The 25396-nt window shown below is 68.3% G+C and carries 24 protein-coding genes; 10 read left to right on the forward strand and 14 right to left on the reverse strand.

The genetic code is table 11. The features are described 5' to 3' along the window. The first annotated feature begins 215 nt into the window (after positions 1–215). Genes nirB through ACT9TC_RS01420 form a run of 5 tightly spaced genes read left to right on the forward strand, consistent with a single transcriptional unit; the run spans position 216 to position 6322 of the window. Positions 216–2792 (forward strand): nitrite reductase large subunit NirB, encoded by a 2577-nt coding sequence (gene nirB, locus ACT9TC_RS01400; RefSeq protein WP_304689017.1) that lies wholly within the window; start codon positions 216–218, stop codon positions 2790–2792. Continuing rightward, a complete protein-coding gene (gene nirD / locus ACT9TC_RS01405; RefSeq protein WP_304689015.1) occupies positions 2789–3220 on the forward strand; it encodes a nitrite reductase small subunit NirD in 432 nt (143 codons plus the stop codon). Before nirB ends, nirD begins: the two co-directional genes overlap by 4 nt. After that, complete coding sequence (gene cobA / locus ACT9TC_RS01410) at positions 3217–4449, forward strand: uroporphyrinogen-III C-methyltransferase (RefSeq protein WP_304689014.1); 1233 nt, start codon at positions 3217–3219, stop codon at positions 4447–4449. Before nirD ends, cobA begins: the two co-directional genes overlap by 4 nt. Further along, a complete protein-coding gene (locus tag ACT9TC_RS01415; protein WP_396641246.1) occupies positions 4446–5588 on the forward strand; it encodes a uroporphyrinogen-III synthase in 1143 nt (380 codons plus the stop codon). Before cobA ends, ACT9TC_RS01415 begins: the two co-directional genes overlap by 4 nt. After that, on the forward strand, positions 5585–6322 hold the full coding sequence (locus tag ACT9TC_RS01420) for a sirohydrochlorin chelatase (RefSeq protein WP_304689012.1): 738 nt from the start codon (positions 5585–5587) through the stop codon (positions 6320–6322). The genes ACT9TC_RS01415 and ACT9TC_RS01420 overlap by 4 nt, the downstream gene beginning before the upstream one ends. 49 nt (positions 6323–6371) lie before the next feature. Here ACT9TC_RS01420 and trmD read toward each other — a convergent pair whose 3' ends face one another. The 5 genes from trmD to rpsP form a co-directional block, all read right to left on the reverse strand. After that, positions 6372–7061 (reverse strand): tRNA (guanosine(37)-N1)-methyltransferase TrmD, encoded by a 690-nt coding sequence (gene trmD / locus ACT9TC_RS01425; RefSeq protein ID WP_304689011.1) that lies wholly within the window; start codon positions 7059–7061, stop codon positions 6372–6374. A gap of 124 nt (positions 7062–7185) precedes the next feature. Next, positions 7186–8385 (reverse strand): NADH:flavin oxidoreductase/NADH oxidase, encoded by a 1200-nt coding sequence (locus tag ACT9TC_RS01430; protein WP_304689010.1) that lies wholly within the window; start codon positions 8383–8385, stop codon positions 7186–7188. A gap of 172 nt (positions 8386–8557) precedes the next feature. After that, on the reverse strand, positions 8558–9208 hold the full coding sequence (gene rimM / locus ACT9TC_RS01435; protein ID WP_370651837.1) for a ribosome maturation factor RimM: 651 nt from the start codon (positions 9206–9208) through the stop codon (positions 8558–8560). After that, positions 9192–9422 carry an RNA-binding protein gene (locus tag ACT9TC_RS01440; protein WP_036296939.1) on the reverse strand — a complete coding sequence of 77 codons (231 nt, stop codon included), beginning with the start codon at positions 9420–9422 and terminating at the stop codon, positions 9192–9194. The genes rimM and ACT9TC_RS01440 overlap by 17 nt, the downstream gene beginning before the upstream one ends. A gap of 4 nt (positions 9423–9426) precedes the next feature. Beyond that, complete coding sequence (gene rpsP, locus ACT9TC_RS01445; protein WP_458041688.1) at positions 9427–9852, reverse strand: 30S ribosomal protein S16; 426 nt, start codon at positions 9850–9852, stop codon at positions 9427–9429. 206 nt (positions 9853–10058) lie between these two features. On the opposite strand from rpsP, the gene ACT9TC_RS01450 reads away from it, so the two are divergent. Beyond that, the gene (locus ACT9TC_RS01450; protein WP_458041689.1) at positions 10059–11234 is read left to right on the forward strand and encodes a glutamate--cysteine ligase; all 1176 of its coding nucleotides are present in this window, start codon (positions 10059–10061) and stop codon (positions 11232–11234) included. A gap of 59 nt (positions 11235–11293) precedes the next feature. On the opposite strand, the gene ffh is transcribed toward ACT9TC_RS01450, so the two are convergent. The 4 genes from ffh to ACT9TC_RS01470 all read right to left on the reverse strand — a co-directional run bounded on the left by ffh (position 11294) and on the right by ACT9TC_RS01470 (position 14838). Continuing rightward, positions 11294–12850, reverse strand: a complete 1557-nt coding sequence (gene ffh, locus ACT9TC_RS01455; RefSeq protein ID WP_458041690.1) for a signal recognition particle protein — start codon at positions 12848–12850, stop codon at positions 11294–11296. 159 nt (positions 12851–13009) lie between these two features. Beyond that, entirely contained in the window at positions 13010–13507 is a 498-nt protein-coding gene (locus ACT9TC_RS01460) for an RNA polymerase sigma factor (protein ID WP_458041691.1), read from the reverse strand. After that, entirely contained in the window at positions 13504–14184 is a 681-nt protein-coding gene (locus ACT9TC_RS01465; RefSeq protein ID WP_458041692.1) for a hypothetical protein, read from the reverse strand. Before ACT9TC_RS01465 ends, ACT9TC_RS01460 begins: the two co-directional genes overlap by 4 nt. A 72-nt stretch (positions 14185–14256) precedes the next feature. Next, the gene (locus tag ACT9TC_RS01470) at positions 14257–14838 is read right to left on the reverse strand and encodes a TetR/AcrR family transcriptional regulator (protein WP_458041693.1); all 582 of its coding nucleotides are present in this window, start codon (positions 14836–14838) and stop codon (positions 14257–14259) included. Positions 14839–14883: 45 nt separating this feature from the next. Here ACT9TC_RS01470 and lipB point away from each other — a divergent pair, with 45 nt between their 5' ends. Together lipB and lipA are read left to right on the forward strand one after the other, a co-directional pair. Further along, positions 14884–15666: a lipoyl(octanoyl) transferase LipB gene (gene lipB / locus ACT9TC_RS01475; RefSeq protein ID WP_458041694.1), complete on the forward strand. Its 783-nt coding sequence runs from the start codon at positions 14884–14886 to the stop codon at positions 15664–15666. An 83-nt stretch (positions 15667–15749) separates the two neighbouring features. Then, entirely contained in the window at positions 15750–16712 is a 963-nt protein-coding gene (gene lipA / locus ACT9TC_RS01480; RefSeq protein ID WP_458041695.1) for a lipoyl synthase, read from the forward strand. A gap of 5 nt (positions 16713–16717) precedes the next feature. On the opposite strand, the gene ACT9TC_RS01485 is transcribed toward lipA, so the two are convergent. The 3 genes from ACT9TC_RS01485 to smc form a co-directional block, all read right to left on the reverse strand. Next, positions 16718–17218: a DUF2004 domain-containing protein gene (locus ACT9TC_RS01485; protein ID WP_036296915.1), complete on the reverse strand. Its 501-nt coding sequence runs from the start codon at positions 17216–17218 to the stop codon at positions 16718–16720. A gap of 109 nt (positions 17219–17327) precedes the next feature. Beyond that, positions 17328–18200 (reverse strand): signal recognition particle-docking protein FtsY, encoded by an 873-nt coding sequence (ftsY, locus tag ACT9TC_RS01490; protein WP_458041696.1) that lies wholly within the window; start codon positions 18198–18200, stop codon positions 17328–17330. A 9-nt stretch (positions 18201–18209) separates the two neighbouring features. Next, positions 18210–21740 (reverse strand): chromosome segregation protein SMC, encoded by a 3531-nt coding sequence (gene smc, locus ACT9TC_RS01495; protein WP_458041697.1) that lies wholly within the window; start codon positions 21738–21740, stop codon positions 18210–18212. A 497-nt stretch (positions 21741–22237) separates the two neighbouring features. On the opposite strand from smc, the gene ACT9TC_RS01500 reads away from it, so the two are divergent. Beyond that, the gene (locus ACT9TC_RS01500) at positions 22238–22507 is read left to right on the forward strand and encodes a hypothetical protein (protein WP_458041698.1); all 270 of its coding nucleotides are present in this window, start codon (positions 22238–22240) and stop codon (positions 22505–22507) included. Positions 22508–22583: 76 nt separating this feature from the next. Next, positions 22584–23657, forward strand: coding sequence for a GNAT family N-acetyltransferase (locus ACT9TC_RS01505; RefSeq protein ID WP_458041699.1), 1074 nt, complete (start codon positions 22584–22586; stop codon positions 23655–23657). A gap of 102 nt (positions 23658–23759) precedes the next feature. Here ACT9TC_RS01505 and mutM read toward each other — a convergent pair whose 3' ends face one another. Beyond that, positions 23760–24677, reverse strand: a complete 918-nt coding sequence (gene mutM, locus ACT9TC_RS01510; protein WP_458041700.1) for a bifunctional DNA-formamidopyrimidine glycosylase/DNA-(apurinic or apyrimidinic site) lyase — start codon at positions 24675–24677, stop codon at positions 23760–23762. Further along, entirely contained in the window at positions 24670–25392 is a 723-nt protein-coding gene (rnc, locus tag ACT9TC_RS01515; protein WP_458041701.1) for a ribonuclease III, read from the reverse strand. The genes mutM and rnc overlap by 8 nt, the downstream gene beginning before the upstream one ends. Between the last annotated feature and the right edge of the window lie 4 nt (positions 25393–25396).

Here is a 25396-nt window from a genome sequence, read left to right on the forward strand (position 1 = left end):
GTTCGCTGCGGGTAATCGAAGCCCGCGACGGGTCGAAACACCGCGCCTTTAGCCTCGACGGACAGCCGCACCCGCCGACCGCAGGAGACGTCATGACCCAGGACGCAGAACGCCCGGCCAGCGATCGGACGCCATCCGCCCGGTTGTCGCATACTGTCGACGCCACGAAACACTCCGCTGATGACGCGGCAACATCACCGACGTACCGTGACGACATGAGCAACGCGACGACGGGTCAACACGTCGTCGTCGTGGGTGCGGGGATGGTGGCGCACCGATTCGTCGAGAGTCTCTTGAGCCGAGCCGGCGCCGAGTGGCGCGTGACGGTCGTCGGCGACGAGGGACGGCATCCGTATGACCGGGTCGGGCTGACGGGGTACTTCTCTGGAGCGGACGCGGATGCCCTGAGCCTGGAACGATCGGTGCTCGCCGATGAACGCGTCCGGTTCGTCGCGGGCGACAGGGTGGCGCGCATCGATCTCGAGAGGGCGAACGTCACCGCCGCCAGCGGCGAGGACATCGGCTGGGACCGTCTGGTGCTCGCTACCGGTTCGTTCGCCGCGCGCCCCGCCGTCGACGGTGGCGAGACCGAGGGATGCTTCGTGTACCGGACGCTCGACGACGTCTCAGGGCTACGCGCCTTCGTGGAGCGTCGCAGCGCCGAACTCGGCCGCGCGCTCACCGGCACGGTGATCGGCGGTGGGCTGCTCGGTCTCGAGGCCGCCGGCGCCCTGCAGGAACTCGGCGTCGAGTGCACCGTTGTGCAGTCCTCGGACCGCTTGATGTCGGCCCAGCTCGACCTCAGCGGTGGCAACGCCCTGCGCCGACTCATCGAGGCCCGCGGCATCCGGGTCCGAACCGATTCCCTCACGATGCGGATCGACAGCGGTTCCGACGGCCACGTGAACGCGATCGCGTTCCGCGACGGCACCGGCGAGAGCACCGACGTCGTGATCTTCACCGTCGGTGTGCGCCCGCGCGACGAGCTGGCGCACGCGGCCGGCCTGCAGGTGCACGAGCGCGGCGGCGTAGTGATCGACGACGGATGCGCGACCAGCGACCCGCGTATCCTCGCGATCGGCGAGGTCGCCAACTACGACGGCGCGTGCGTCGGCCTGGTCGCCCCCGGCTACGCGATGGCGGAGGTCGCCGCGAGCCGACTGCTCGGCGGCGAAGCATCCTTCCCCGGCTACGACCTGTCGACCAAGTTGAAGCTGAGCGGGGTGGATGTCGCGAGCTTCGGCGACGCGTTCGCCACGACGCCCGGTGCCCTCGATGTCGTCTACGCCGATCCCATCACCGGTGTCTACAAGAAGCTCGTGCTGTCGGACGACGCGAAGACCCTGCTCGGCGGCATCCTCGTCGGTGACGCGTCGGCCTATGGCTCGCTTCGTCCCCTCGTCGGTGGCCCGCTCGGCGGCGACCCCGCCGCGTACCTGATGCCGGCCGACGGGGTCGCCGCGCCGACGGCCGAGCTGCCGGACGGCGCGCTCGTGTGCTCGTGCAACAGCGTCACGGCAGGCGCCATCCGTCACGCCGTCGGCGAAGAGGGATGCCAGGATGTTGCCGCCGTCAAGGCCTGCACCAAGGCGGGAGCCGCGTGCGGATCGTGCGTCTCGATGATCAAGAAGATCGTCGGCGCCGAGCTGATCAAGACGGGCGCAACACTCAGCACCGCCCTGTGCGAGCACTTCGAGCTGTCGCGGCGGCAGCTGTTCGACGCCGTACGGGTCTCGGGGCTTCGCACGTTCAGCGCCGTCATCGAGCGCTTCGGGTCGGGACGCGGATGCGACATCTGCAAGCCGGCACTCGCGAGCATCCTGTCGACCCTCGTCGGAGCGCACGTCCTCGACGGCGAGAACGCGACGCTGCAGGACACCAACGACCACGTCATGGCCAACCTGCAGAAGGACGGCAGCTACTCGGTCGTTCCCCGTATCCCCGGCGGCGAGATCACGCCCGAAGGCCTTCTCGTGATCGGCCAGGTCGCCCAGGACTTCGGCCTCTACACGAAGATCACCGGCGGGCAACGCATAGATATGTTCGGGGCACGGCTCGAGCAGCTCCCCGACATCTGGCGGCGTCTCGTCGACGCGGGTTTCGAATCGGGTCACGCGTACGGCAAGTCGCTGCGCACGGTCAAGTCGTGCGTCGGATCCACCTGGTGCCGATACGGCGTCCAGGATGCCGTCGGGATGGCCGTGCACCTCGAACTGCGCTATCGCGGGCTGCGTTCCCCCCACAAGATCAAGCTCGGTGTGTCGGGCTGCGCGCGCGAGTGTGCCGAGGCCCGCGGTAAGGACGTGGGGGTGATCGCGACCGAGGCCGGGTGGAACATGTACGTGGGTGGCAACGGGGGCTTCACGCCGCGGCACGCCGTGCTGTTCGCCGAGGGGCTCAGCGACGACGAGCTGCTCACCGCGATCGACCGGTTCTTGATGTACTACATCTTCACGGCCGACCGTCTGCAGAGAACCGCGCCGTGGTTCCAGGACCTCGAGGGCGGAATCGACGAGCTCCGTCGCGTGATCTTCGATGACAGCCTGGGCATCTGCGCTGACCTGGATGCGGCGATGGCCGCCCACGTCGCGAACTACGCGGACGAGTGGAAAGCCACGCTCGAAGATCCCGAGAAGCTCAGCCGCTTCGCGTCGTTCGTGAATGCGCCGACCACCCCGGATCCGTCCCTCGCCTACACCGTGGAACGCCGACAGCCGCGGCCCGCGACGGCCGAAGAGAAGGATGGCGGGCGCGTGCTGATCGCCGGAACGACGCTGGAGGTGCGCCGATGACCATCGGCGAAACCGGGATCACCCCAGCCCGGACGACCGAGTTCAGCGGGGCCGATGTCCCATCGACCGAGCCCGGCTCCCCCGAGACGACGTGGGTCCGGATCTGCCCGCTCGACGCGCTGGAGACCGAACGCGGTCGAGCGGCCCTCGTCGACGGCGTCCAATTCGCCCTGTTCCTCACCCACGAGGGTCGCGTGTATGCCGTGTCGAACCGCGACCCGTACAGCGGCGCCCACGTCATGTCGCGCGGCATCGTCGGCACCCGCCAGGCAGCACCGACCGTGGCCTCGCCGATGTACAAGCAGGTCTTCGACCTCCGCACCGGCGTCTGCCTCGACACGCAGGGCAAGGAGCCGGCGTCGCTACAGGTCTGGCCCGCCGCCGTTCGTGACGGCGATGTCTTCATCCGTCTGGAGGGAAACGCATGACCACGATGCTCGGTGTCTCGTTGGCCGGACGCGATGTGCTGATGGTGGGCGGGGGCGCGGTGACCGCCCGGCGCCTGCGTCGTCTTCTCGAGGACGGAGCACGCGTGCGGATCGTCGCGCCCGAGCTGTGCGAGGACGTGCGGGCGCTGGTGGACGAGCACGGACTCTCGTGGACGTCCCGGCGTGCAAAAGTCGCCGACATCGGCGAGGCTTGGCTCGTGCACACCGCGACGGGAGACCCGAGAGCGGATGCGGACCTGGCCGCGGCGTGCGAGAGTCGCCGCGTGCTGTGCGTCAACGCATCCGACGGCGCGCACGGGACGGCCCGCCTCACCGCCGAAACACGGTCCGGGGACGTCGTCGTCGGAGTCGTCTCGGATGCCGGCGTGGACCCCCGCCGTGCCGCGCAACTGCGCGACGCGATCGGCGTGCAGTTGCGCGAGGGTCGCCTCCCGCTCCGTCGTCGGCGCGCGGGCGCGGCCGGTCGCGTCGATCTCATCGGTGGCGGACCCGGCCCCGCGGACCTGATGACGGTCCGCGGCCGCCGCCTGCTGGCGGAAGCGGATGTCGTCGTGGCCGACCGCCTCGGTCCCACGGATGTCCTCTCCGAACTCGACCCCGAGGTCGAGATCTTCGACGTCGGAAAGCAGCCGGGCCACCATCCGGTGCCACAGCACGAGATCAATGCGCTGCTCGTGACGCACGCGCTCGCGGGCAAGCGCGTCGTACGCCTCAAGGGCGGCGACCCGTTCGTCTACGGTCGAGGCGGCGAAGAGGTCACGGCGTGCCTCGCGGCCGGCGTCCCCGTCGAGGTGGTTCCGGGGCTCACCAGCATCGTCTCGGTTCCGGCGGCAGCCGGCATCCCGGTCACGCATCGCGGCACGGCCGCGTCGGTGCACGTCGTGAACGGGCAGGCCGAGATCAGCTCGGCGACCCTCGCGGCGATCGGGGACGCCGCCGTCACGACGGTGGTGCTGATGGGCGTCGCCGCCCTGCCCCGGCTCGTCACTGCGGCCCTCGAGGCGGGCGCCCCGGCAGACCGCCCGATCGCGATCATCGAGAGCGGTCACACCCCGCGCCAGCGTACGACGCGCACCACGCTCGGGAGCGCCGTCGAGGATGCCGCGGCCGCCGGAGTCCAGAACCCCGCCGTCATCGTGATCGGCCGGGTCGCCGACGCGAACCTGTTGCTGCCCGAACACGTGCTGGCGGGTGACGCACGCCGGTGACCGAACGCCCCACCCTGTCCGCCGCGCTCGCCGGTTGCACGATCGTCATCGCCGTCGATCGTCGCTCCGGCGAACTCGCGGCGGCCCTGGAGCGGCACGGCGCGACCGTTCGTCACGCGCCGGCACTGACGATCGTGCCGCACATCGACGACGAAGCACTCATCGCCCGCACCCGGGAACTCGTCGAGAGCCCACCCGACATCGTGGTCGTCACGACGGGCGTCGGGTTCCGCGGATGGATGGAGGCCGCCGACGAGGCCGGCTTGCTCGACGCGCTCCAGCCCGCACTCGCCGGCGCGCAGATCGTCGCGCGCGGGCCCAAGGCACGCGGGGCGATCCAGCAGGCCGGATTCACCGCGGACTGGGTGGCCGAGTCCGAGACCTCGACGGAACTCGGCGAATTCTTGCTCGCCGAGGGCGTGGCCGGCAAGCGGATCGCGGTTCAACACCACGGATCGGGCGCGGACGGCCTCGATGAGCTCTTCGGCGAACACGGCGCGGATGTCGTGAGCCTGACCATGTACCGGTGGGGGCCGCCACCCGACCCCGAGGTCGTCCGGCGGTCGGTGATCGCGACGAGTGTGGGCGAGGTCGACGCGGTGCTCTTCACCTCGGCGCCGGGAGCGCAGGAGTGGGTGGCGGCCGCGCGGCGTGCGGACGTTCTTGATGACATCCGGGAGCGAGTCGGGCGCGGCCGCGTGCTCGTGGCGGCCGTCGGGCCGATCACCGCGGGACCGCTCGAGGCCGCCTTCCTCGATCCGCTCGTCGCGGAACGCGGCCGCCTCGGCTCACTCGTCCGCGCTGTCGTGACGCACTTCGGCGGTGGTCACTCAGTCGGGCTGGACACCGTCGCCGGCCGCCTCGAGATCCGTAGCACGGGCGCCGTGCTGGGCGGACGCCTGATCCCGCTCTCCCGCGCTGGCATCGCCATCCTCGCGGCGCTTTTTGATGCGAGAGGCGGGGTGGTCTCTCGGACGAGCCTGCAGGGCGCGCTGCCCCGCTCGGGCGACAACACCCATGCCGTCGAGATGGCCGTCGCGCGCGTTCGCGAGTCTCTCGCGCAACCGGACCTGATCAAAACCGTCGTGAAGCGCGGCTACCGCCTCAACACGATCGAAAGCGTGGAGGAGCGACCATGACCCCCACCCTCATCGCCTGCTCGCACGGCACCCGATCCATCGAGGGGCGAGCCGCGATCTCCGCACAGCTCGACCAGGTCCGCGCCCTGCTGCCGGACGTGCGCGTCGAAGAGGCGTTCGTCGACGTCCAGGAGCCCGCGATCGACGACGTCGTGGCGCGAGTTATCTCGGACGGGACCGCCGAGAGGACAGGTGACCGCGCCGCTGTGGTGGTGCCCGTCCTCCTCTCGGCCGGGTTCCACACGCGGGTGGACATCGCGCGTGCCGTCGCCGCACATCCGGGTCGCGCGATCCCCGCGCCCGCCCTCGGACCCCACGACCTGCTCGCGCTCGTCCTGGAGTCCCGTCTCGCCGAAGCCGCGCTGCAGGGCGGTGACGCGGTCGTCCTCGCGGCGGCCGGCTCGAGCGACCCCGCCGCCGCGGTGGCCGTGTCTCGCATGGCGGCGCTCCTGCAGCGCTGCATCCTGACACCCGTCACGGTCGGGTTCGCGGCGGGGGCGGAACCGCGCATCCCCGCTGCGATCGCGGCAGCCCGCGCGGCGGGAGCGGAACGGGTTATCGCGGCGAGCTACGTCCTCGCGCCCGGCCACTTCCACGACGTGATCGGGCGGACGGGCGCGGATGTCGTGACCGCTCCGCTTGCGCCGGATGTGCGCATCGCCGCTCTGATCGTCGAGCGCTACCGCGCCGCGGCCGAGCAGCTGCGGGCCGACAGCGTCGCGACCGTCGGCTGAACGAGGCGGCTCAGGCGCGCGGCTCGCGCCGGCGACTCGGACTGGCAGCTCAGGCCGGCAGGTCGGGCAGCAGGTCCGGCCGGTGCTCGCGGGTTCGTTCGATACTCTGCTCACGCCGCCATGCCGCAATCGCGCCATGATTGCCGCTCAACAGGATGGGCGGCACCTCCAGGCCCCGCCAGACCGGAGGCTTGGTGTAGCTCGGGTATTCGAGCAGGCCGTCCTCGTGGGATTCTTCGACCAGGCTCTCGGGGTTGCCGACGACTCCCGGCACGAGACGCGAGATCGCCTCGATCATCGCCATCGTCGCGACCTCTCCCCCGTTGAGCACATAGTCGCCGAGGCTCACCAGGCGCACGCGGCCACGCTCGGCGTAGTGGTCGACGACGCGCTGATCGATGCCCTCATACCGTCCGCAGGCGAACACCAGGCGCGCCTCTCCCGCCAGCTCTCTCGCCAGCGCCTGCGAGAACAGCTCTCCCGCGGGGGACGGCACGATCAGAACCGAATCCTCCGCGAGGGTCGCATCCAGCGCATCGCCCCACGGCTCGGGCTTCATGACCATGCCCGCGCCGCCCCCGTACGGGGTGTCGTCGACCGTGCGGTGCCGGTCCGACGTCCAGTCCCGCAGGTCGTGCACCCGCAGATCCAGGATGCCGCGGTCACGAGCCTTGCCGATCAACGAGACGTCCAGCACCTCGAAGAACGCCGGAAAGATCGTCACGATGTCGATGCGCACAGGGACGAGTCTAGGGACGATCGGCCGCCTCACCCATCGCTCACGACGCGAACGCGAACGGGAGCGGGAGCGGGGACGATCGTCTCGCTCCCGTTCGCCTACCCACCGACGCGAGGTTCGACGATCAGGCGATCAGCCGCTCAGGTTCGGGATCCGCGATAGCGCTCAAGAGGGAGGGCGTGGCGACGTCACCCTCGGCGACCTCCGGCCACCCGATGGATGCGGGGTGGGCACGGAGATTGCGCAGCCACCAGGCCCAGTCCTCGGGAACGAGCCCGAAGGGGTCCTCGTGTCCGAGTTCGCGTGCAGCCCAGACGGGGTAGTGCGCGTTGGCGAGCGCGGGACGTCCGACATAGACCAGGTCGATCAGTTCACGCGAGATCATCTCGTTGGCGAAAGCGGGATCACCCAGGTTCCAGCTCGTCGCGACGGGGATACCCACCTCCTCGCGGACACGGTTTGCCCGACCGACCATGTACCCCTGCTGGTTGAAGGGGTTCTCGCTCATCTGGTTGGAGTTGATTCCGAGGCTGAGATCGGCGAGATCCAGGCCGTGTTCCTTCATCCATCCGACGGCCGTGATGGCCTCTTCGAGCTGGACCCCGTCGGCATTGAGGTCGTCCACGCCGAGCCGCATGGTGAGGGGCATCCCTTCGGGGATGACGGCGCGCACCGCGTCCAGCGCCTCCAGGTGGAAGCGCGCGCGATTCTCGAGCGAGCCGCCGTACTCATCGGTCCGCTGGTTGGCCAGCGGCGAAAAGAAACTCGAACCCAGGTAGCCGTGGGCGTAGTGCATCTCGATCCACTGGTATCCGGCGTCTACCGCGCGGCGAGCGGCAGAGGCGTAGTCCACCATCAGCTGCGCGATCTCTTCCCGGGAAAGCTCGGTCGGAGCGTACGGCATGTCGTCGCCGTAGGGAATGGCCGACGGTCCACGCGTCTGCCAGCCCAGCTCGTGCTCGGGCGGGAGCATGTGTCCGCCCTCCCAGGGCTTCACGAGCGATCCCTTCCGACCGGTGTGACCCAGCTGAATGGCCGCGACGGCGCCCATGTCGCGGATGATTCGGGTCACGCGCGCGTGCCCTTCGATCTGGTCGTCGTCGTAGATTCCAGCGCAGCTGGTCGTTGTGCGTCCATCAGGCGTGATCGCGACCTGCTCGGGGAAAACCATCCCGAAGCCGCCGGCCGCGCGAGCTCCCAGATACATGACATGGAAGTCATCCATCTTGCCGTCGGTGGAGCGATACATCGTCATCGGGGACATCGCGATGCGATTGCGCAGCGTGACATCCTTCAGCGTGAAGGGCGAAAACAGTTTGGACATGACACTCCTTTGTCGGGGGTGTCGATATTCCAGCAGGGCCACCTACACGCTCGAGTGTCGGCGCAGTTGCACGGCCGTAACAATGTCCTCACCCCCGTGCCTTGGGGATTGTGAGGTTGCGCCGGGTGGCGTGACCGGGTCTGATCCGGCCCGAAGGACGCCGCGCCCGAACTCAGTCGGTCTGTGCGTCCGGTGCCGACGGCTCAGCTGCACCAGCGTCGTCCGACGGAGCCTCGTCCGCGTCGTCGGCGAGGTCCTCGAACAGCCCCGGGGGCGGCGTCACCGTGACGCGACCCGCCGCGACATCCACCTCGGGAACGATCGCGGCGACGAACGGCACCATGACCTCGTTCTCGCCCGCCTTGATGATCAGCAGGTCCTGCGCGGGCATGTGATCCACGCGCACGATCGTGCCGACGCTCACGCCATCACGGACGACATCGAGGCCCACGAGCTGGTGGTCGTACCAGGCGTCTTCTTCGGTCGGCTGAGCCGTGGCATCCGCGTCGATCCAGAGGATCGCTTTGACCAGACCCTCGGCGGCATCACGGTCATCGACGCCCTCGAAGAAGGCGACCGGGTGGCCGTTCATCAGACGGAACTCGCGGACCGTGAGCGACTTGCCATGCCACGCGGAGGATTCGGGAACCTGCAGCGTGAACATTGCGCCGGTGGTGAATCGCCCTTGCGGGTCGTCGGTGTACAGCTCGAGCTTGAGCGCACCCTTCAAGCCGTGCGCCTTCACCAGGCGTCCGACTCGGAGTTGCGTCTTCGCGCCCTCGGGCGGCGTGGCCTTCTCGGCCACGTCAGTCGTCCGCGACATCAACGCGAACGCGTCGGCTTCCCGCGAGAGCGCCGATGAGGGTGCGCAGGGCCTTGGCGTTGCGTCCGCCGCGCCCGATCACCCGCCCGCGATCGTCGGGGTGCACGCGCACCTCGAGAACCTCCCCGCGAGGGGAGGTTGCGGACGTGATCCGGACCTCGTCGGGGTGATCGACGATGCCCTTCACCAGGTGTTCGAGAGCGGCGGACAGCAACGGACTACTCAGCTGCGTTCGCGTCGGCGTCTGCGGGGGCGTCGGCCTCGGCCGACTCGTCCGCCTTCGGAGCCTTCTTCTCGGCCTTCGGCACGAGAACGGCCTTCTTGGCGGCATCCGCTTCGAACGGCTTCTTGGGCTCGGCGACACGCACGGTCGAAACCGCGTCCTTATCACCCTTGAACTTGCCCCAGTCGCCCGTGAGCTTCAGGAGCGCGGCGACCTGCTCGGTCGGCTGGGCGCCGACGCTCAGCCAGTACTGCGCACGGTCGGAGTCGACCTCGATGAACGAGGGCTCCTCGGTCGGGTGGTACTTGCCGATCTCTTCGATGACACGGCCATCACGCTTGGTGCGCGAGTCGGCGACAACGATGCGGTAGTACGGCGCGCGGATCTTGCCCATGCGCTTGAGACGAATTTTGACAGCCACGATTCTCCTGAATGTGAATTACGGAAAGACGAACCGATCGCCTGGAGAGTGGGGTGCACACCCGGCGGAAGCTCAAATGAAAGGGCCCGGGCGCTGGATAGAGGGTCGAGCGCCCACCCGACCCACCATTCTGCCAGATGACGGGGTGCGTCGCGAACCATCCGGATGTCACGGGTGCTGTTCGCGGTGCGTGTCAGACTGAGCGCATGACTGTGACCTTCGCGTCCTCCGGCCGGTCGACGGTCGGACTCGAGTGGGAGATCATGCTCGCCGACGGCGACTCGGGCGATCTCGTCGGACGGGCCGGTGAGGTCACGGAACCGGTCGGTGAGGCGACGAAGCACGAGCGCTACACCGTCACCGAGGAGCTGCTCACCAACACCGTCGAGGTGACGAGCGGCATCGGTGACACCGTCGAAGCTGCCGTGGACGACATAGCCGACGCCATCGCGGCGGTGCGCGAGATCACGAACCCTCTCGGCGTCGAGTTGCTGTGCGCGGGCAGCCATCCGTTCGCGCAGTGGTACGAACAGAGCGTGACCGACAAGACCCGGTACAACACCCTGATCGAGCGCACCCAGTGGTGGGGACGCAACATGATGATCTGGGGCATCCACGTGCACGTCGGCGTCGACGACGTCGACAAGGTGCTCCCGATCGTCAACGCCCTGGCCGTCTATCTGCCGCACCTGCAAGCACTCTCGGCGTCGAGTCCGTTCTGGGCGGGCGAGCGCACGGGCTATGCATCCAACCGCTCCCTGGTCTTCCAGCAGCTACCGACAGCGGGGCTCCCTTGGCCCCTGACGGATTGGGCCGAGTACGAGGCCTACCTCGCGGACATGGTCGGCACCGGAGTGATGGAAGACGCCAGCGAGGTGCGGTGGGACATCCGTCCGGCACCGAAGTGGGGCACGATCGAGGTGCGCGCGTGCGACGGGATGTCGACGTTGCCCGAACTCGCCGCGGTGGCCGCCCTCGTTCAGACGCTCGTGGAGCACTTCTCGCGCGAGCTCGACGCGGGCCGGGACCTGACGATCATCCAGCCGTGGTTCGTGCGCGAGAACAAGTGGCGCGCCGCTCGCTACGGACTGGACGCTCGCGTGATCGTAGACCGGCAGGGCACTCAAGTTCCGGTGGCCGACCACATCCGCGAAACGATGGAACGGCTCGAGACCATCGCCGAAGAACTCCACTGCTCGCGCGAGTTCGCGGGTGTGGGCGACATTCTGGCGAGCGGGGCGAGCTACTCACGGCAGTTGCTGGTGGCGGATGCCGCCGGTGGAGACCTGCGTGAGGTCGTCAAGCACCTCATCCGCGAGTTCCGTGCCGGCCCGACGCTGCGCGAGCACCTGGCGAGACTGGGCGGCACTCCCAGTCTCTGAGCTGCGCCTGTCGCTGAGCTGAGCCTGTCGAAGCGATCGCCCGGGCGATCGAATACGGCTCAGCCTCGGCCGAACAACTTCTGGATCTCGGCGAGGTCCGCCTCGGTCGGCTCCTTCGCCGCGCCGCCCGCGCCGAGGCCGAAGCCCGAACCGGTCGGGGCTTTCGCGACGACACCGGATGACTCGGCCGCACGCTTCGCCGGGTTACCCGACCGCGACCCACCCTTCGCCTTCGCCTGCTTGCCGCGCTTCGACGACGCACCGGGCCGCGCCCCCGGCATGGGACCCATGCCGGGAATCTGCGGGGTGCCGCCGCGTGCGACGGTTTTCATCATCTTCGCGGCCTGGTCGAAGCGCTGCACGAGCTGATTGACGTCGGTCACGGTCATCCCGGATCCGCGCGCGATGCGCAGGCGCCGTGAGCCATTCAGAACCTTGGGGTTTCGTCGCTCGCCCGGCGTCATGGAACGGATGATGGCCTCGGTGCGGTCGATCTCGCGCTCGTCGAAGTTCTCGAGCTGATCCTTCATCCCACCCATGCCCGGGAGCATGCCGAGCATCTTCTTCATCGAACCCATCTTCTTCAGCTGCTGCATCTGCTGAAGGAAGTCTTCGAGGGTGAAGCTGTCGGTCGCGATCTTCTCGGCGACCTTGCGGGCTTCCTCCTCATCGAAGGCGCCCTGTGCCTGCTCGATGAGGGTGAGGATGTCACCCAGGTCGAGGATGCGCGAGGCCATCCGGTCGGGGTGGAAGGCCTCGAGATCGTCGAGTCCTTCGCCCGTCGACGCGAAGATGATCGGGCGACCGGTCACCGATGCGACGGACAGGGCGGCACCACCGCGTGAGTCGCCGTCGAGCTTGGAGAGCACGACGCCGGTGAAGTCGACGCCCTCCTGGAAGGCCTTGGCCGTGTTGACGGCGTCCTGACCGCTCATCGCGTCGATGACGAACAGGACTTCGTCGGGGTTCGTGCCACGTCGGATGTCGGCGGCCTGCTTCATCATTTCGGCGTCGACACCGAGGCGTCCGGCCGTGTCGATGATGACCACGTCGTGCTGCTGCCGCCGCGCGGTCTCGACGCCGTCACGGGCGACGCGCACGGGGTCGCCGACGCCGTTGCCGGGCTCGGGCGCGTAGATCGCGGCGCCAGCTTGGGAAGCGACGACCTGGAGCTGGTTGACGGCGTTCGGTCGCTGCAGGTCGGCGGCGACGAGGAGGGGCGTGTGGCCATCCTTCTCGAGCATCTTCGCGAGCTTGCCCGCGAAGGTCGTCTTGCCCGACCCCTGAAGGCCCGCGAGCATGATGACCGTCGGCGCGGTCTTGGCGAACTGCAGGCGACGCTGCTGGCCGCCGAGGATCGCGATCAGCTCTTCGTTGACGATCTGCACGACCTGCTGGGCGGGGTTCAGCGCCTTGTTGACCTCGTCACCGAGCGCCCGCTCGCGCACCTTGGCGGTGAACTCCTTGACGACGACGAGCGCGACGTCGGCGTCGAGCAGGGCGCGGCGGATCTCGCGAACGGTGCCATCGACATCCGCCGGTGTCAGTTGCCCCTTCTTCCGAAGGTTGCGGAACGTATCGGTGAGCCGATCGGAGAGGGTGCCGAAGGTAGCCATGATGGGTCGAGTTTACGCGAGCCGATGCGCCCGCGATCCCGCACTATGCCCTTCGCGAACGGACGCGACACGCCGTGTGCGCCTGAGACCAGCGGCGTGTTGCGTCCGTTCGCTGCGCCCCGGTCGTTGAGCGAGCGCAGCGAGACGAACCGACGCGGGTCACCCGACCTCGACCCCGAGAGCCGCGCGCAACTCCTCCTTCGCACGCTGATACCGTCCGCGAGCCGTCGAAGCCGGGATGCCGAGAAGCTCCGCCGCGTCGACCAGGCTCAGGCGCTCCCAGTGCACGAGTCGCACGAGCTCTGCGAGGTCGGGGTCGAGCCGGTCGATCGCGTCACGCACCTCCGCGCCGTCATCAGATGCCGGGGCCACGACGTCCGGCGCGTGAATGCCCCGGATGCGATCGGCGAGGGCCCACCGCCGCCGCTCGCCACGAGCGTGATTGAGCAACGTCCCTCGAGCGATGCCGAACAGCCACATGCGCGCGCGTTCCGGATCGCCCGGAATCTCCGCGTTCCGCCGCCACGCGACGACCATCGTCTCGCCGAGCAGATCCGGTGCGTCGTCGATTCCGGCCCGGCGTTGCAGGTAGGCGAGAAGATCAGCGGATGCGTCGCGCAGCGCCGCGGTCAGGCGCTTGTCATCGACCTTCGTCAAGAACCCGCTCCCGGCACATAGAGTTCGTGATTCTCGTCGAAGCACTGAATCTGTCCGCTGCGCTCACTCCCGACGAAGCGATCATCGGGCACAGAGATTCCGGCGTCCCGCAGCGCCTCTGTCTCGAGCTCGGAGACGGCCAGATCCCAAGCCAGCCATTCACGGAACCACGTGCGATGCTCGATTTCATCCGCCCGCTCCTCGGACGAAAGCTGCGACATGTCCGCGCCGGGGTCCTCCCCCTGCGCTGCCTCCATCGCGGCAAAACGCTCCCGCTGAGCTGGGAGCAGCGCCGACGCCTGGCCAACGATGTCCGTCGACTCGTACCACTTTCTGAGGGTCCGGTTGACGTCCGCGAGGAAGCGCGAGTCCACGCCTGCCGTGTACTCGGAAAAGCGCAACTCGCAGTCGAAACCATTCGCCATCGTGAAGCTCACGGCACCGACGGGATCCTGTGCCCACGGCGCCCATTCGAAACCGTCCGTTGCTACAGCGACACCCGCCCCACCCACGAGCAGCGCGGCGAGACCGACTCCGAGCGCAACGCGCGGGATGCGCCGAGGCGACGGACCCACGCCATGGGCATCGGCGATCATCGCGTCGATCTCGACCTTCGGAGCCGGCGCCGTTCGCGGGCTCGAGTGATCGAGCAGATCGTCAAGAGGGTCGGGGGTCATGGTGCCTCTTTCGATCAGGGTGCCGGAGGGTGCCTTCACTCCATACGTGTCCGGCTCCGCGCCGAACGTCCATCACCCCGCGGGAAACTCCATCATCGCGAGCGCGCGATCAACGACCTCGCCGAGGTGCACACGCCCGGCGCCCTGCCGCGCCCACTCCTCTACGGCCGCCATGACCGCTCCCCCATACGCCGCACCGACGACGGTGTCACGCAGCTCGTCGACACCGGCCCGTCGCATCCGATCCGCCACGACTCGTGCGATGCGCGACCCGCGGACGGATGCCTCGCGCTCGAGTTCATCGTCGAGTTCCATCTGGCGGGCGTTCACGAGCGCGAGCGCGAGGCTGTCCGGAGCGAACCCGTCCGCAAGCATCCGGAGAGCAGCGCGTACCTCCGTGTCAACGTCTGCCGAAGAGTCCTGCCCACCGAGACGCACCGCAAGCTCGGCGATCCGCTCGTCGAAACCGCCCCACAGCACATCGGCCTTCGACGGGAAGTAGTTGAAGAAGCTCGACCGGCTCACACCGGCGCGCCGCGTGATGTCTGACACGGACGTCGCGGCGTATCCCTGCTCGAGAAAGAGCTCGCAAGCCGCCTCCGCCAACACCTCGCGCGACGACGCGCGCGGCCGACCTCGAGGTTCCGACGACATCCCCCCAGGCTATCCGCCCATCGCGACCCACTCCCCTGGCAGTAGATGGGCTCTTCCCGCAGAAATAGGCCCATCTACTGCCAGGGGAGCAGCCCAAGCCGCGGGCGGGGGTATTGTTGGACGCGGTCTAGCAATGCCAGGGTGAAAGAGGGAGAGCGCGTGCTTGCAGTGCAGGAGGTCGGGCTTGCACCCGACTACGTCCCCTATCTCGAGGGATGGGAGTTGCAGCGACGCGTCCACGCCGACGTATTCGCCGGCACCCGCCCCGACACGATGCTGTTGCTCGAACACGAGGCCGTATACACAGCAGGCAAGCGCACCGAGTCGCACGAGCGGCCGAACGATGGCACGCCCGTGATCGATGTGGATCGCGGCGGCAAGATCACCTGGCACGGACCCGGCCAGCTCGTCGGCTACCCGATCGTGCGCCTGCACGAGCCCATCGACGTCGTCGCGCACGTCCGCCGTCTCGAGGGCATCCTCATCGAAGCCCTCCGGACCCACGGCGTCGACGGCTACCGGGTCGAGGGCCGGAGCGGCGTGTGGGTCCGTCGCCCTCTCTCCGAAGACAAGGTCGCGGCAATCGGCGTTCGCGTCCAGCGCGGTGTCACCATGCACGGCTTCGCGATCAACTGCAACAACTCCCTCGCGGCGTTCCGCGCGATCGTCCCGTGCGGGATCACGGATGCGGGAGTCACGACGGTCAGCGAGGTAGTGGGAGCGGATGTCTCGCCCCGCGACATCCTCGACACCGTCAGCAGAGCGTTCCAACACGAGTACACAGGAGTCAGCGCGCACGCGGCGACCGCGATCGGACTCCCCGCGTGAGCGGCTGCGGACCGGCGTGCGGATCGGGCTCCCACTCGCACGGCGGGACCTCGACGCCCGCGACCGCGCCCAACGGGCGCAAGATGCTGCGCCTCGAGATCCGCAACGCCGAGACTCCCATCGAGCGCAAGCCGGAATGGATCAAGACCAAGGCGAGAATGGGCCCCGAATACACGGCACTGCACTCGCTCGTGAAAGACGAGGGCCTGCATACGGTCTGCCAGGAGGCGGGCTGCCCCAACATCTTCGAATGTTGGGAAGACCGCGAGGCCACCTTCCTGATCGGCGGTTCGCAGTGCACGCGGCGCTGCGACTTCTGTCAGATCGACACGGGCAAGCCCGCCGACTACGACATGGACGAGCCTCGGCGCGTCGCCGAGAGCGTCACGCAGATGCAGCTCCGCTACGCGACCGTCACGGCAGTCGCTCGCGACGACCTACCCGACGAAGGCGCCTGGCTGCACGCCGAGACGGTGCGGCGCATCCATGCCACCAACCCCAACACGGGGGTCGAGATTCTCGCGGTGGACTTCTCGGGTCGCTCGGACCTGTTGAAGGTCGTCTTCGACGCGCGCCCCGAGGTGTTCGCCCACAACGTCGAGACCGTGCCACGCATCTTCAAGCGCATCCGGCCGGCGTTCCGGTACGAGCGCTCGCTCGATGTGCTGACGCAGGCACACGATGCCGGCCTCATCACCAAGTCGAACCTGATCCTCGGGATGGGCGAAGAGCCCGAAGAGGTCGTCCAGGCGCTCCAGGATCTGCACGACGCCGGAACCGACATCATCACGATCACGCAGTACCTGCGGCCCACACCGCGTCACCTCCCGGTGGCCCGCTGGGTCAAGCCGGACGAGTTCGTGGCGTTCAAGGAAGAGGCGGAGCGGATCGGATTCCTCGGCGTGCTGGCGGGACCCCTCGTGCGCTCGTCGTACCGGGCCGGGCGACTCTGGGCTCAGTCGATGCGGTCGAAGGGGCGCGAGATCCCGGCGCACCTGTCGCATATCGCCGAGGCCGCCGACCTCGGGTTCGCCCAGGCCGTCTAAGAGATCTACTCCGCGCTGGTGACCGACTGGACGTCACCGTCGCTGCTCATGTTGACGAGCAGCACGTCGTCGGTCGCATCCGGGTCGAGCGCGTATTCGAGAACGGCGAACGGATCGCCGCTGCCCATCTCGTCGGCGAGGATCGTCATGCTCATCAGCTGAAGGGACCGGATGACGTCCACGGCGATGTCGCCCGAGATGTCGGTCAGCATCCCCTCGATGTCGTCACCGAGGGTCTCCTGCTGCTGAATGATGTACTCGGTCACCTCGCTCGTGCGGTCATCGAAGAGCGACAGCATCGCATCGCGGGCCCGACGGTCGACTTCTTCGATCGACGACACCAGCGTCGCGGCCATGTCGAGCGCCGCGGACGAGACATCGTCCTGATCGGGCGCGGTGAGATCGACCGTCACAGACTGGTCACCCAGTTCGATGTTCTCGGACCAGAAAATGGATCCGTCCGGTCCGGACTCGAGTACCCCGAAGAAGTCGTGCTCGATCGCCATTCCTCCATGTAACCAGCAGGATGGCGCACACGGTAGCCCGACGCGGCGCGGCGCCGTTTACGAGGCGAACCGAGAGCTGTGCGGCAGCTGCCGACGCGCGTTACGGCGCTCAGTCGACGAGCGCGGACGCGAAGACGTGCGGGGTGAACCCCGTCAGGTCACCGATGCTCTCGCCCTGACCGAGCAACTTGACGGGGATACCCGTGCGCTCCTGCACGGCGAGCACGAAGCCTCCGCGCGCAGAACCGTCGAGTTTGGTGAGAACGAGTCCGGTGACCCCCGCGTGCTCCAGGAACGCCTGCGCCTGCATGACGCCGTTCTGGCCGGTCGTCGCGTCGAGGACGAGCAGCACCTCGCTGATGGGGGCCTGCTTCTCGATGACGCGCTTGATCTTGCCAAGCTCGTCCATGAGCCCGCCCTTGGTGTGCAGGCGACCCGCGGTATCGATCAGGACGATCTCGGTGCCGGTTCGCTGCGCGTATTCGACCGTCTGATACGCGACGGATGCGGGATCCTGACCCTCTTGCTGCGGACGCACGATGGCGGCTCCCCCGCGCTCGGCCCACGTCGCCAGCTGGTCGACGGCCGCCGCACGAAAGGTGTCGGCCGCACCGACGACGACCGAGCGGCCATAGCGCTGCAGGAACTTCGCGAACTTGCCGATCGTGGTCGTCTTGCCCACTCCGTTGACCCCCACGACGAGGACGACAGCGGGACGCTCGGTCAGCTTCAGGGTCGTGTCGAACTTGGCGAAGTGCTCCTCGAGCGTTTCGCGCAGCATCCGCTGCAGGTCTTTCGGGTCGGTCGTGCGGTATCGCTCGACCTTATCGCGCAGTTCGTCGACGATGCGTTCGGTGATGTCGGGGCCGAAGTCGGCCTGGATCAACGCCGTCTCGAGGTCATCCCACGTGGTCTCGTCGATCGTGGGTTTGACGAACATGCCGCGCAGGGCACGACCGAGTGACCAGGAACTTTCTGCCATCCGAATAGCCTACGCGGAGGCGCGCTCGGTCGTTCGATCACCCACGCGCTGACCGACGACGGCCGAGACCCCGTCCTGGCGCATCGACACGCCGTAGAGGGCGTCCGCGATCTCCATCGTCCGCTTCTGGTGCGTGATCACGATCAGCTGGCTGCTCTCGCGCAGTTGCTCGAAAACGCTCAACAGACGACCGAGGTTGGCGTCGTCGAGCGCCGCCTCGACCTCGTCGAGGATGTAGAACGGGCTCGGGCGGGCCGTGAAGATCGCGACCAGCAGTGCGACGGCCGCGAGTGAGCGCTCGCCGCCGGACAGCAGGGAGAGGCGCTCGATCTTCTTGCCTGCCGGGCGCACCGACACCTCGATGCCCGTGGTGAGCATGTTGTCGGGATCCGTCAGCGAGATGCTTCCCGTTCCGCCCGGGAACAACACGGGGAAGACCTCGGCGAAAGCCGCCTTCGTATCGTCGAAGGCCGCGGCGAAGATCGTCTGCATCCGCTCGTCCAGGTCGCCGATGATCGTCATCAGGTCCTTGCGCGTCTGCGTCAGATCGCCTAGTTGCTCGACCAGGAACGCGTGCCGCTGTTCGAGCGCGGCGAACTCCTCGAGAGCGAGCGGGTTCACCCGGCCGAGCTGAGCAAGCGTGCGTTCGGCCTGCTGCAGACGACGCTGCTGGCGTGCGCGATCGAACGGCTCGGATGTGTCTTCGCCCGCCTCGGGCGTCGGAACCTCGCGGTCCGGACCATATTCCTCGACAAGAATATCTTCCTCGAGGCCGAGCTCCGAGCGAGCCCGGTCCAAGAGGCCGGACACGTGCAGACGCTTCTCGTGGATTCTCAATTCCAGCGAATGAACCCCCTCGGTCAACGCCGCGAGACGCTCGCGCAGCCCGATGTCCTGCTCTCGAAGGGTCGCGAGCTCGACGTTCTGCTCCGTGCGCTCTCGCTCGGCGTTCGCCAGATCCACCCCCGCCTGCGCGACTGACCGATCGACCGCATCGAGCACCTGCGGCACGCGGGCGAGCACGCCCGCCGCGGCCTGGCGCTGAGCGCGACGGATGACTGCCCGACGCGCTGCTTCTTCGGCAGCCGCACGCTCGCTCTCACGCCGGCGCTCGAGCGAGACGACCCGAGCCTCTTGTGCGCGGACGCGTTCACGGAGTGTCTCTACCTCGAGCCGCGCGCGCATCTCGGACTCGCGCGCCGCTTCGACCCCGGCGAGTACGCCCTCTCGCGCCGACGCGTCGAGAATCGGCCGAGGTGCCTCGAGCGCTGTGTCGCGCTCATTCGCGGTGCGACGAGCCGCGGCCTCCGCATCGCTGACGGCGGACTCAGCCTGCGCTAGTCCCGCTTCCAGACGCTCACACTCGGCGACCGCCGCCTCATGCTGGACGGTCACGCGGTTGACATGCTCGGCGCGGGCAGCGAGGGCGGCATCGTAGGCGCGCATATCGTGAAGCGCCGCCGCGGCCTTCTGCCGCGCTTCGGCCAGGACGGCCTTGGCGTCGGCCGACGTCTCACGGAGCGAATCGACGATAACGGTCAGCTCGCTCAAACGGTCGGCCGCCGCATCCCTTTCGGCTACCAACGCGAGGCGCGACGGCGACCCGCCACTTCCTCCGCGCAGAAGGTACGCGGTTGCGACCTCCCCCGCGAGCGTGACGACCGTGACGGGTATGGAGCCTGCGGCGCCCTGCAGCTGCGGCCAGGCTGCGCGCGCAGCCTCGAGGTCATCGGCAATGGCGACATGAGCGAGCAGGCCCTGGACTCCGCTCGGTGCGGTCACAACGTCGAGCGCGGGAACGATGCCCTCGAGGCTCGGGAACGTCGTGGATCCCGATGCATCCGCGTCACCCACGACGACCTCCACAGACCCGAGCTGAGCGCGCTCAGCCTCGGCCAGGGCGTCGAACGCCGCGTCGCGCGAATCCACGAGCAGCCCCTCAGCCACCGAACCGAGAATCGCGGCGACCGCGGGCTCGTATCCGGGGCGCACCTGCATGCCGTCAGCCACAAGCCCTCGGACACCCGCTAGGCCCCGTTCGATGAGGGCCGAAGCACCATTGCGCACGTCGAGCGCACGGGTGAGCGCGACCGTCTGCGCCGTCAGGGCACCTGCCTCGCGTTCGGCCTCGTGCAGGCGGTCGCGGATGCCCGTGAGCTCGGCATCCGCGTCGGCGACGGCACGCTGGGCGCGGTCGTAGGCCGCGGGATGGTCCACGTCTCCGGCAGGCTGCGGCAAGGGTTCCAGTCCGTCCAGCGCCTCGGCAGCGGCCGCGCGCCGGGCGAGCGCCGCATCGAGTGCGTTCTGCTGGCGGAGGACGGCACCCCGGACCGCCGCCAGAGCGGATGCTGCGGCATCGGCCGACCCGCGAAGTGCCGTGATGCGCATCTCGTGCTCGGAGACGAGGGCACTCTGCGCGGCGATGTCGGTGTCGAGCGCGTCCAGCTCGGCCCGCGCATGCACCACCGCGCGCCCGGCGTCCGTCGCGATCTCGGCCGCCGCGTCGACCGCGTCGCGCAGCTCGATGATCTCGGCTCGCGCCTCGTCGATGTCGGATTGCGAGACGCTCGATCCGATCTCGGTCTGCTCGTCCGCCGAGCCGAGCAGCGCGATGCGCTGATTCGCGAGCGTGAAGAGCCCACGCAGCCTCTCACGCACTCGCTCCAGCTCGAACAGCACGCTGCGGGCCGTGTCGACCGCATCCGACCCGCGACGTTCGGACTCGAGCACCTCGACCCGCTTGCGGATATCGTCCGCGCGCTCCTGCAAAACGAGACGCTCCGAGTGGCGTTCATGCTCGCTGCGCACGTGTGCCGCGAGTTCATTGCGCAATCCGACGAGCTCATCGGCGACCAGGCGGGCCTTGGCGTCGCGCACGACAGCGGCGATGGTCTGAGCCTCGCGCGCGATCTCGGCCTGGCGACCGAGCGGCTTGAGCTGCCGACGGATCTCTCCCGCGAGATCGCTCAGACGCGTGAGATTCGCCTCCATCGCCTCGAGTTTGCGCAGGGTCTTCTCTTTGCGGCGGCGATGCTTCAGAATGCCGGCGGCCTCCTCGATGAAGCCACGCCTGTCTTCGGGACTCGCCTGCAGAACCGTGTCGAGGCGTCCCTGTCCGACGATCACGTGCATCTCGCGGCCCAGGCCGGAATCGCTCAGAAGCTCTTGGACGTCGAGCAGTCGGCAGGTGTCGCCGTTGATCGCGTACTCGCTCGCGCCGTTGCGGAACAGCGTGCGGCTGATCGTGACCTCGGAGTACTCGATCGGTAGCGCACCATCCGCGTTGTCGATCGTGAGCTGAACCTCGGCGCGACCGAGCGGGCCGCGCGTCGAGGTGCCGGCGAAAATGACGTCGTCCATCTTGCCGCCGCGGAGAGTCTTGGCGCCCTGCTCGCCCATCACCCATGCCAGGGCGTCGACGACGTTCGATTTTCCGGATCCATTGGGCCCGACGATCGCCGTCACACCCGTTTCGAACGCGAACGTCGTGGGTTGGGCGAACGACTTGAACCCCTTGAGCGTCACGCTCTTCAGGTGCATGAATTCAGCCTCCGACCCAGCATTACAGTGCGGTTCAGGCTACCCGAGCCGAGGTGCGCCGCCCGTCAGGCAACGCCCGCGCGGCCACGAATTCTGTGAATCAGCTTGACGTCACCGTCCGGTGCGCGCTAGCGTCGCGTCTCGCGTCAGAGGTTTGAAAGGAGGTCACCATGTTGATGAACCGCACACGCACCCGCATTTCCGCCACTCGCTCCGCTCTCGGCGGGGTCGTTGCGTTCCCCCTGGTGACCGTTTCCCGCGGCGCCTTCTCGGGACACCACGCCCACACCGGCAGCTGACCCGCCCGTAGGAGAACTCTGCCCGTATTCGGGCTGATGACCTCACGCGTGCGGCGGCCGCCCGCGGCTCACCCGCATCCCCTCCGCAAGACCGGCATCTCGGGCGCACTCTCGCGGCCCGTCGGATCACGGCTCCCGGATGCCCCACCTTCGGCATCCCCTTTACCCCTTTTGCAACACATCTCTCGAGGAACCACCATGAACACGCAGCTGACTCAGCCGCACCTGTCCCATCCGCCCGAACCGCTCGCGCTTCTCGCCCCCGCCCCGGACCGCGTCGCCCGAACCTCATTGCTCGACCGAGCGGCAATGCGCGTCGGGCTCTGGCTTGTTCTGTGGGGCTCTCGCCCCGTGAGCCCCACCGACGCGCTCGAGCGTCACCGCCGTCGCGTCTTCCATGCCCAGCAGCGCGAGAAGTACGAGGCGGACGCCGCCTATGCGACACGCCTGTGGATGCACGGCGCCTGATCCGGCGCAGTGCATCCACCTCAACCATCCGGAACAGTTCGGTGACCGGACGCACCGACCCACGAAAGAGAATCTGATGAGCACCACCCCTGCCGGCGTCGAATACCGGCCTCTCGTCATCCCCGAATCCATCGATGCGGCTGACGCCACGGACTTTCACGCGATGACCGCGGTCCGGAATGCCGTCTACCGTCACATCTCGGGACACGATGACCAGGCACTGCTGCCCAGCTACCGCCCCGAGCCCTACGAGATCCGCATGATGTGGTTGGTTCTCGACGACGGGCGACCGGTCGGCCGGGTCGGTCTCGACCTGCCCATCGAGACCGACTCGCGCGTCGCGTACATGTTCATCGAGCTGCTTCCGGATGTCTGGGGCCGCGGCATCGGTACCGGCGCGCTCGAGCTGATCGAACGAGTCGCTCGCGAGAACCGACGCACGGTCCTGCAGTCGTGGGTGGAGCACCCCGACCGCCCCGGTCCGAGGCTCGAGCCTCCGACCGGCTTCGGCAGCATCCCCGCCGTGGACCCCGGAGCACGATTCTTCGTTCGCCACGGATTCACGCTCGAGCAGATCGAGCGCAACAGTGCACTCGATCTGCGGGACACGCGCGACAATGTGGACCGTCTTCTCGCGGAGGCCACGGTGGCGGCCGAGGGATATCGAATCGTGTCGTGGAACGCCCCCACTCCCCCGGAGTTCGCCGACGGCTACGCCTGGATGAAGTCGCGGATGGTCACGGATGCCCCGTCCGCCGCGATCGAGTTCGACGAAGAGACGTGGGACGCGGCCCGCGTCGCGCTGAACGACGCGCGAGCAATCGATGCCGGGCGACTCCTCCACGTCACGGCGGCGCAGCATATCGAGACAGGTGAGCTGTGCGCGTTCAACGAGCTGGCGATCGGTCCCGACCGCACCGCCGCATCCCATCAGGAGGACACGCTCGTGCTGAGCGAGCACCGCGACCATCGCCTCGGGATGCTCGTGAAGTGTGCGGGCCTTCGGGCGTGGCGGGACCTCGCGCCGGAGTCGCCGCGCGTGATCACGTACAACGCCGAAGAGAATCGGCCGATGCTCGACATCAACGAGGCGATCGGCTTCGTCCCGATCGCATACGAGGGGGCATGGAAGAAGGTGCTCGACGTGTGACCCCCGGAATCCGTCCGCCACATCACCGAGACACCCCGCGTGCGACGAGACACCCCACGTCACGTGGTGTTTCGCCACACAAAGGGTGTTTCGGCCCGGAAGTCAGGCGCGCGGCGGCGGGACGCGCTGGCAGCGCGGGCAGAAGTGACTCGAACGATTCATGAAGGATGCACGCACGATCGGGCGCCCGCACCTCTCACACGGCTGGCCCGTGCGGCCGTAAGCCCGCAGGCTGTGAGCAAAGTAGCCGGCCTGGCCGTTGACGTTGACGTACTGCGCGTCGAAACTCGTACCGCCCTCGGCCAGCGCTCGGTTCAGCACCGCCCGCACCTCTGTCAACAATCGCCCAGCTGCGCGCGACGCGAGTGTACGAGCCGGGGTCTCGGGATGGATGCGTGCCGCCCAGAGCGCTTCGTCGGCGTAGATGTTACCGATGCCGCTCGCCAGGGTCTGATCGAGCAGCACGCGCTTGATCGCCGAGTCCTTCCGGGCAAGCGCGTGCACGAACGCTCGGTCACGGAATGCGGCGTCGAGCGGGTCTCGCCCGATGTGCGAGACCTGACCCGGTAGGAACGGATCCGGCGTGCCCCATCCGGCCGCCTCTCCATCCGCGGTCGGCACGAGCGGGTCGATAGCGAGCGACCCGAAAGTGCGCTGATCGGCAAAGACAATATCGAGGGGGCCGTGCTCGGCGTGTTCGATCGACAGACGGATGCGTTCATGACGTTCGATCGATGCGCCGCCCGGCCGCAACAGCATCTGCCCGCTCATCCCGAGGTGGACGAGGATCGCCTCGGCCGCGTCGGTACCGTCGGCCTCGAGAGGCAACCACAGAAACTTGCCGCGTCGCGCCGCGCCGGTGATGCGACGCCCGCGCAGCCGGGCCTCGAAATCGAGCGGCCCTCCCGTGTGCCGCGTCAGGGCACGGCGGTCGCGTGCGTCGACAGCGACGATGCGCGCGCCCGTTACGGCGGGAGAAAGGCCGGCGCGAACGACCTCGACCTCGGGAAGCTCAGGCACTCGCGGAGATGTCGTCGCTCTCGACGTCTCGCGTCGTGATGTCCCGCCAGGCCGCGAGTGCGGCGGCCATCTCGGCGGACTTCTTGCTCGAGCCGACGCCCTGCGCGGCCGTGGCACCAACACGCACGGTGGCGGTGAAGATGCGGTTGTGATCGGGACCCGCGGCCTGAACCGAATACGCCGGCGGAGACTCCTGACGGCGGGCAGCCAGTTCCTGCAGGCTCGTCTTCGGGTCCATCGCGGCGCCGTAGCGCTCGGGGTCACCCAAGAGCGGCTCGATCAACCGCAGCACGAGATCTGTCGCGGCCTCCGCGCCGGCCGACAGGTACGTCGCCCCGAGGATCGCCTCGGTCGTGTCGGCAAGGATCGAGTCCTTGTCACGGCCACCGGTCTGCTCTTCGCCGCGACCGAGAAGAACATGACGTCCCAAGTCGATGTGGCGCGCCGCCTCGGCGAGAGCCACCGTCGAAACAAGGCTCGCCCGGCGCTTGGCCAACGACCCCTCATCCAGTTCCGGATGCCTGGTGAACAGCATGACCGTCACGGCTTGGCCGAGGATCGAGTCCCCGAGGAACTCGAGACGCTCGTTGTGTGGCGTGCCACCGTTCTCGTACGCATACGAGCGGTGGGTGAGCGCAAGCGTCAGCAAACCGGGGTCAATGACGACCCCGAGGCGCTGTACGAGAGCGCGTCTCCCCCCCGGAAGCACTGCCACGGCT

The sequence above is a fragment of the Microbacterium sp. HM-570 genome (assembly GCF_054165885.1).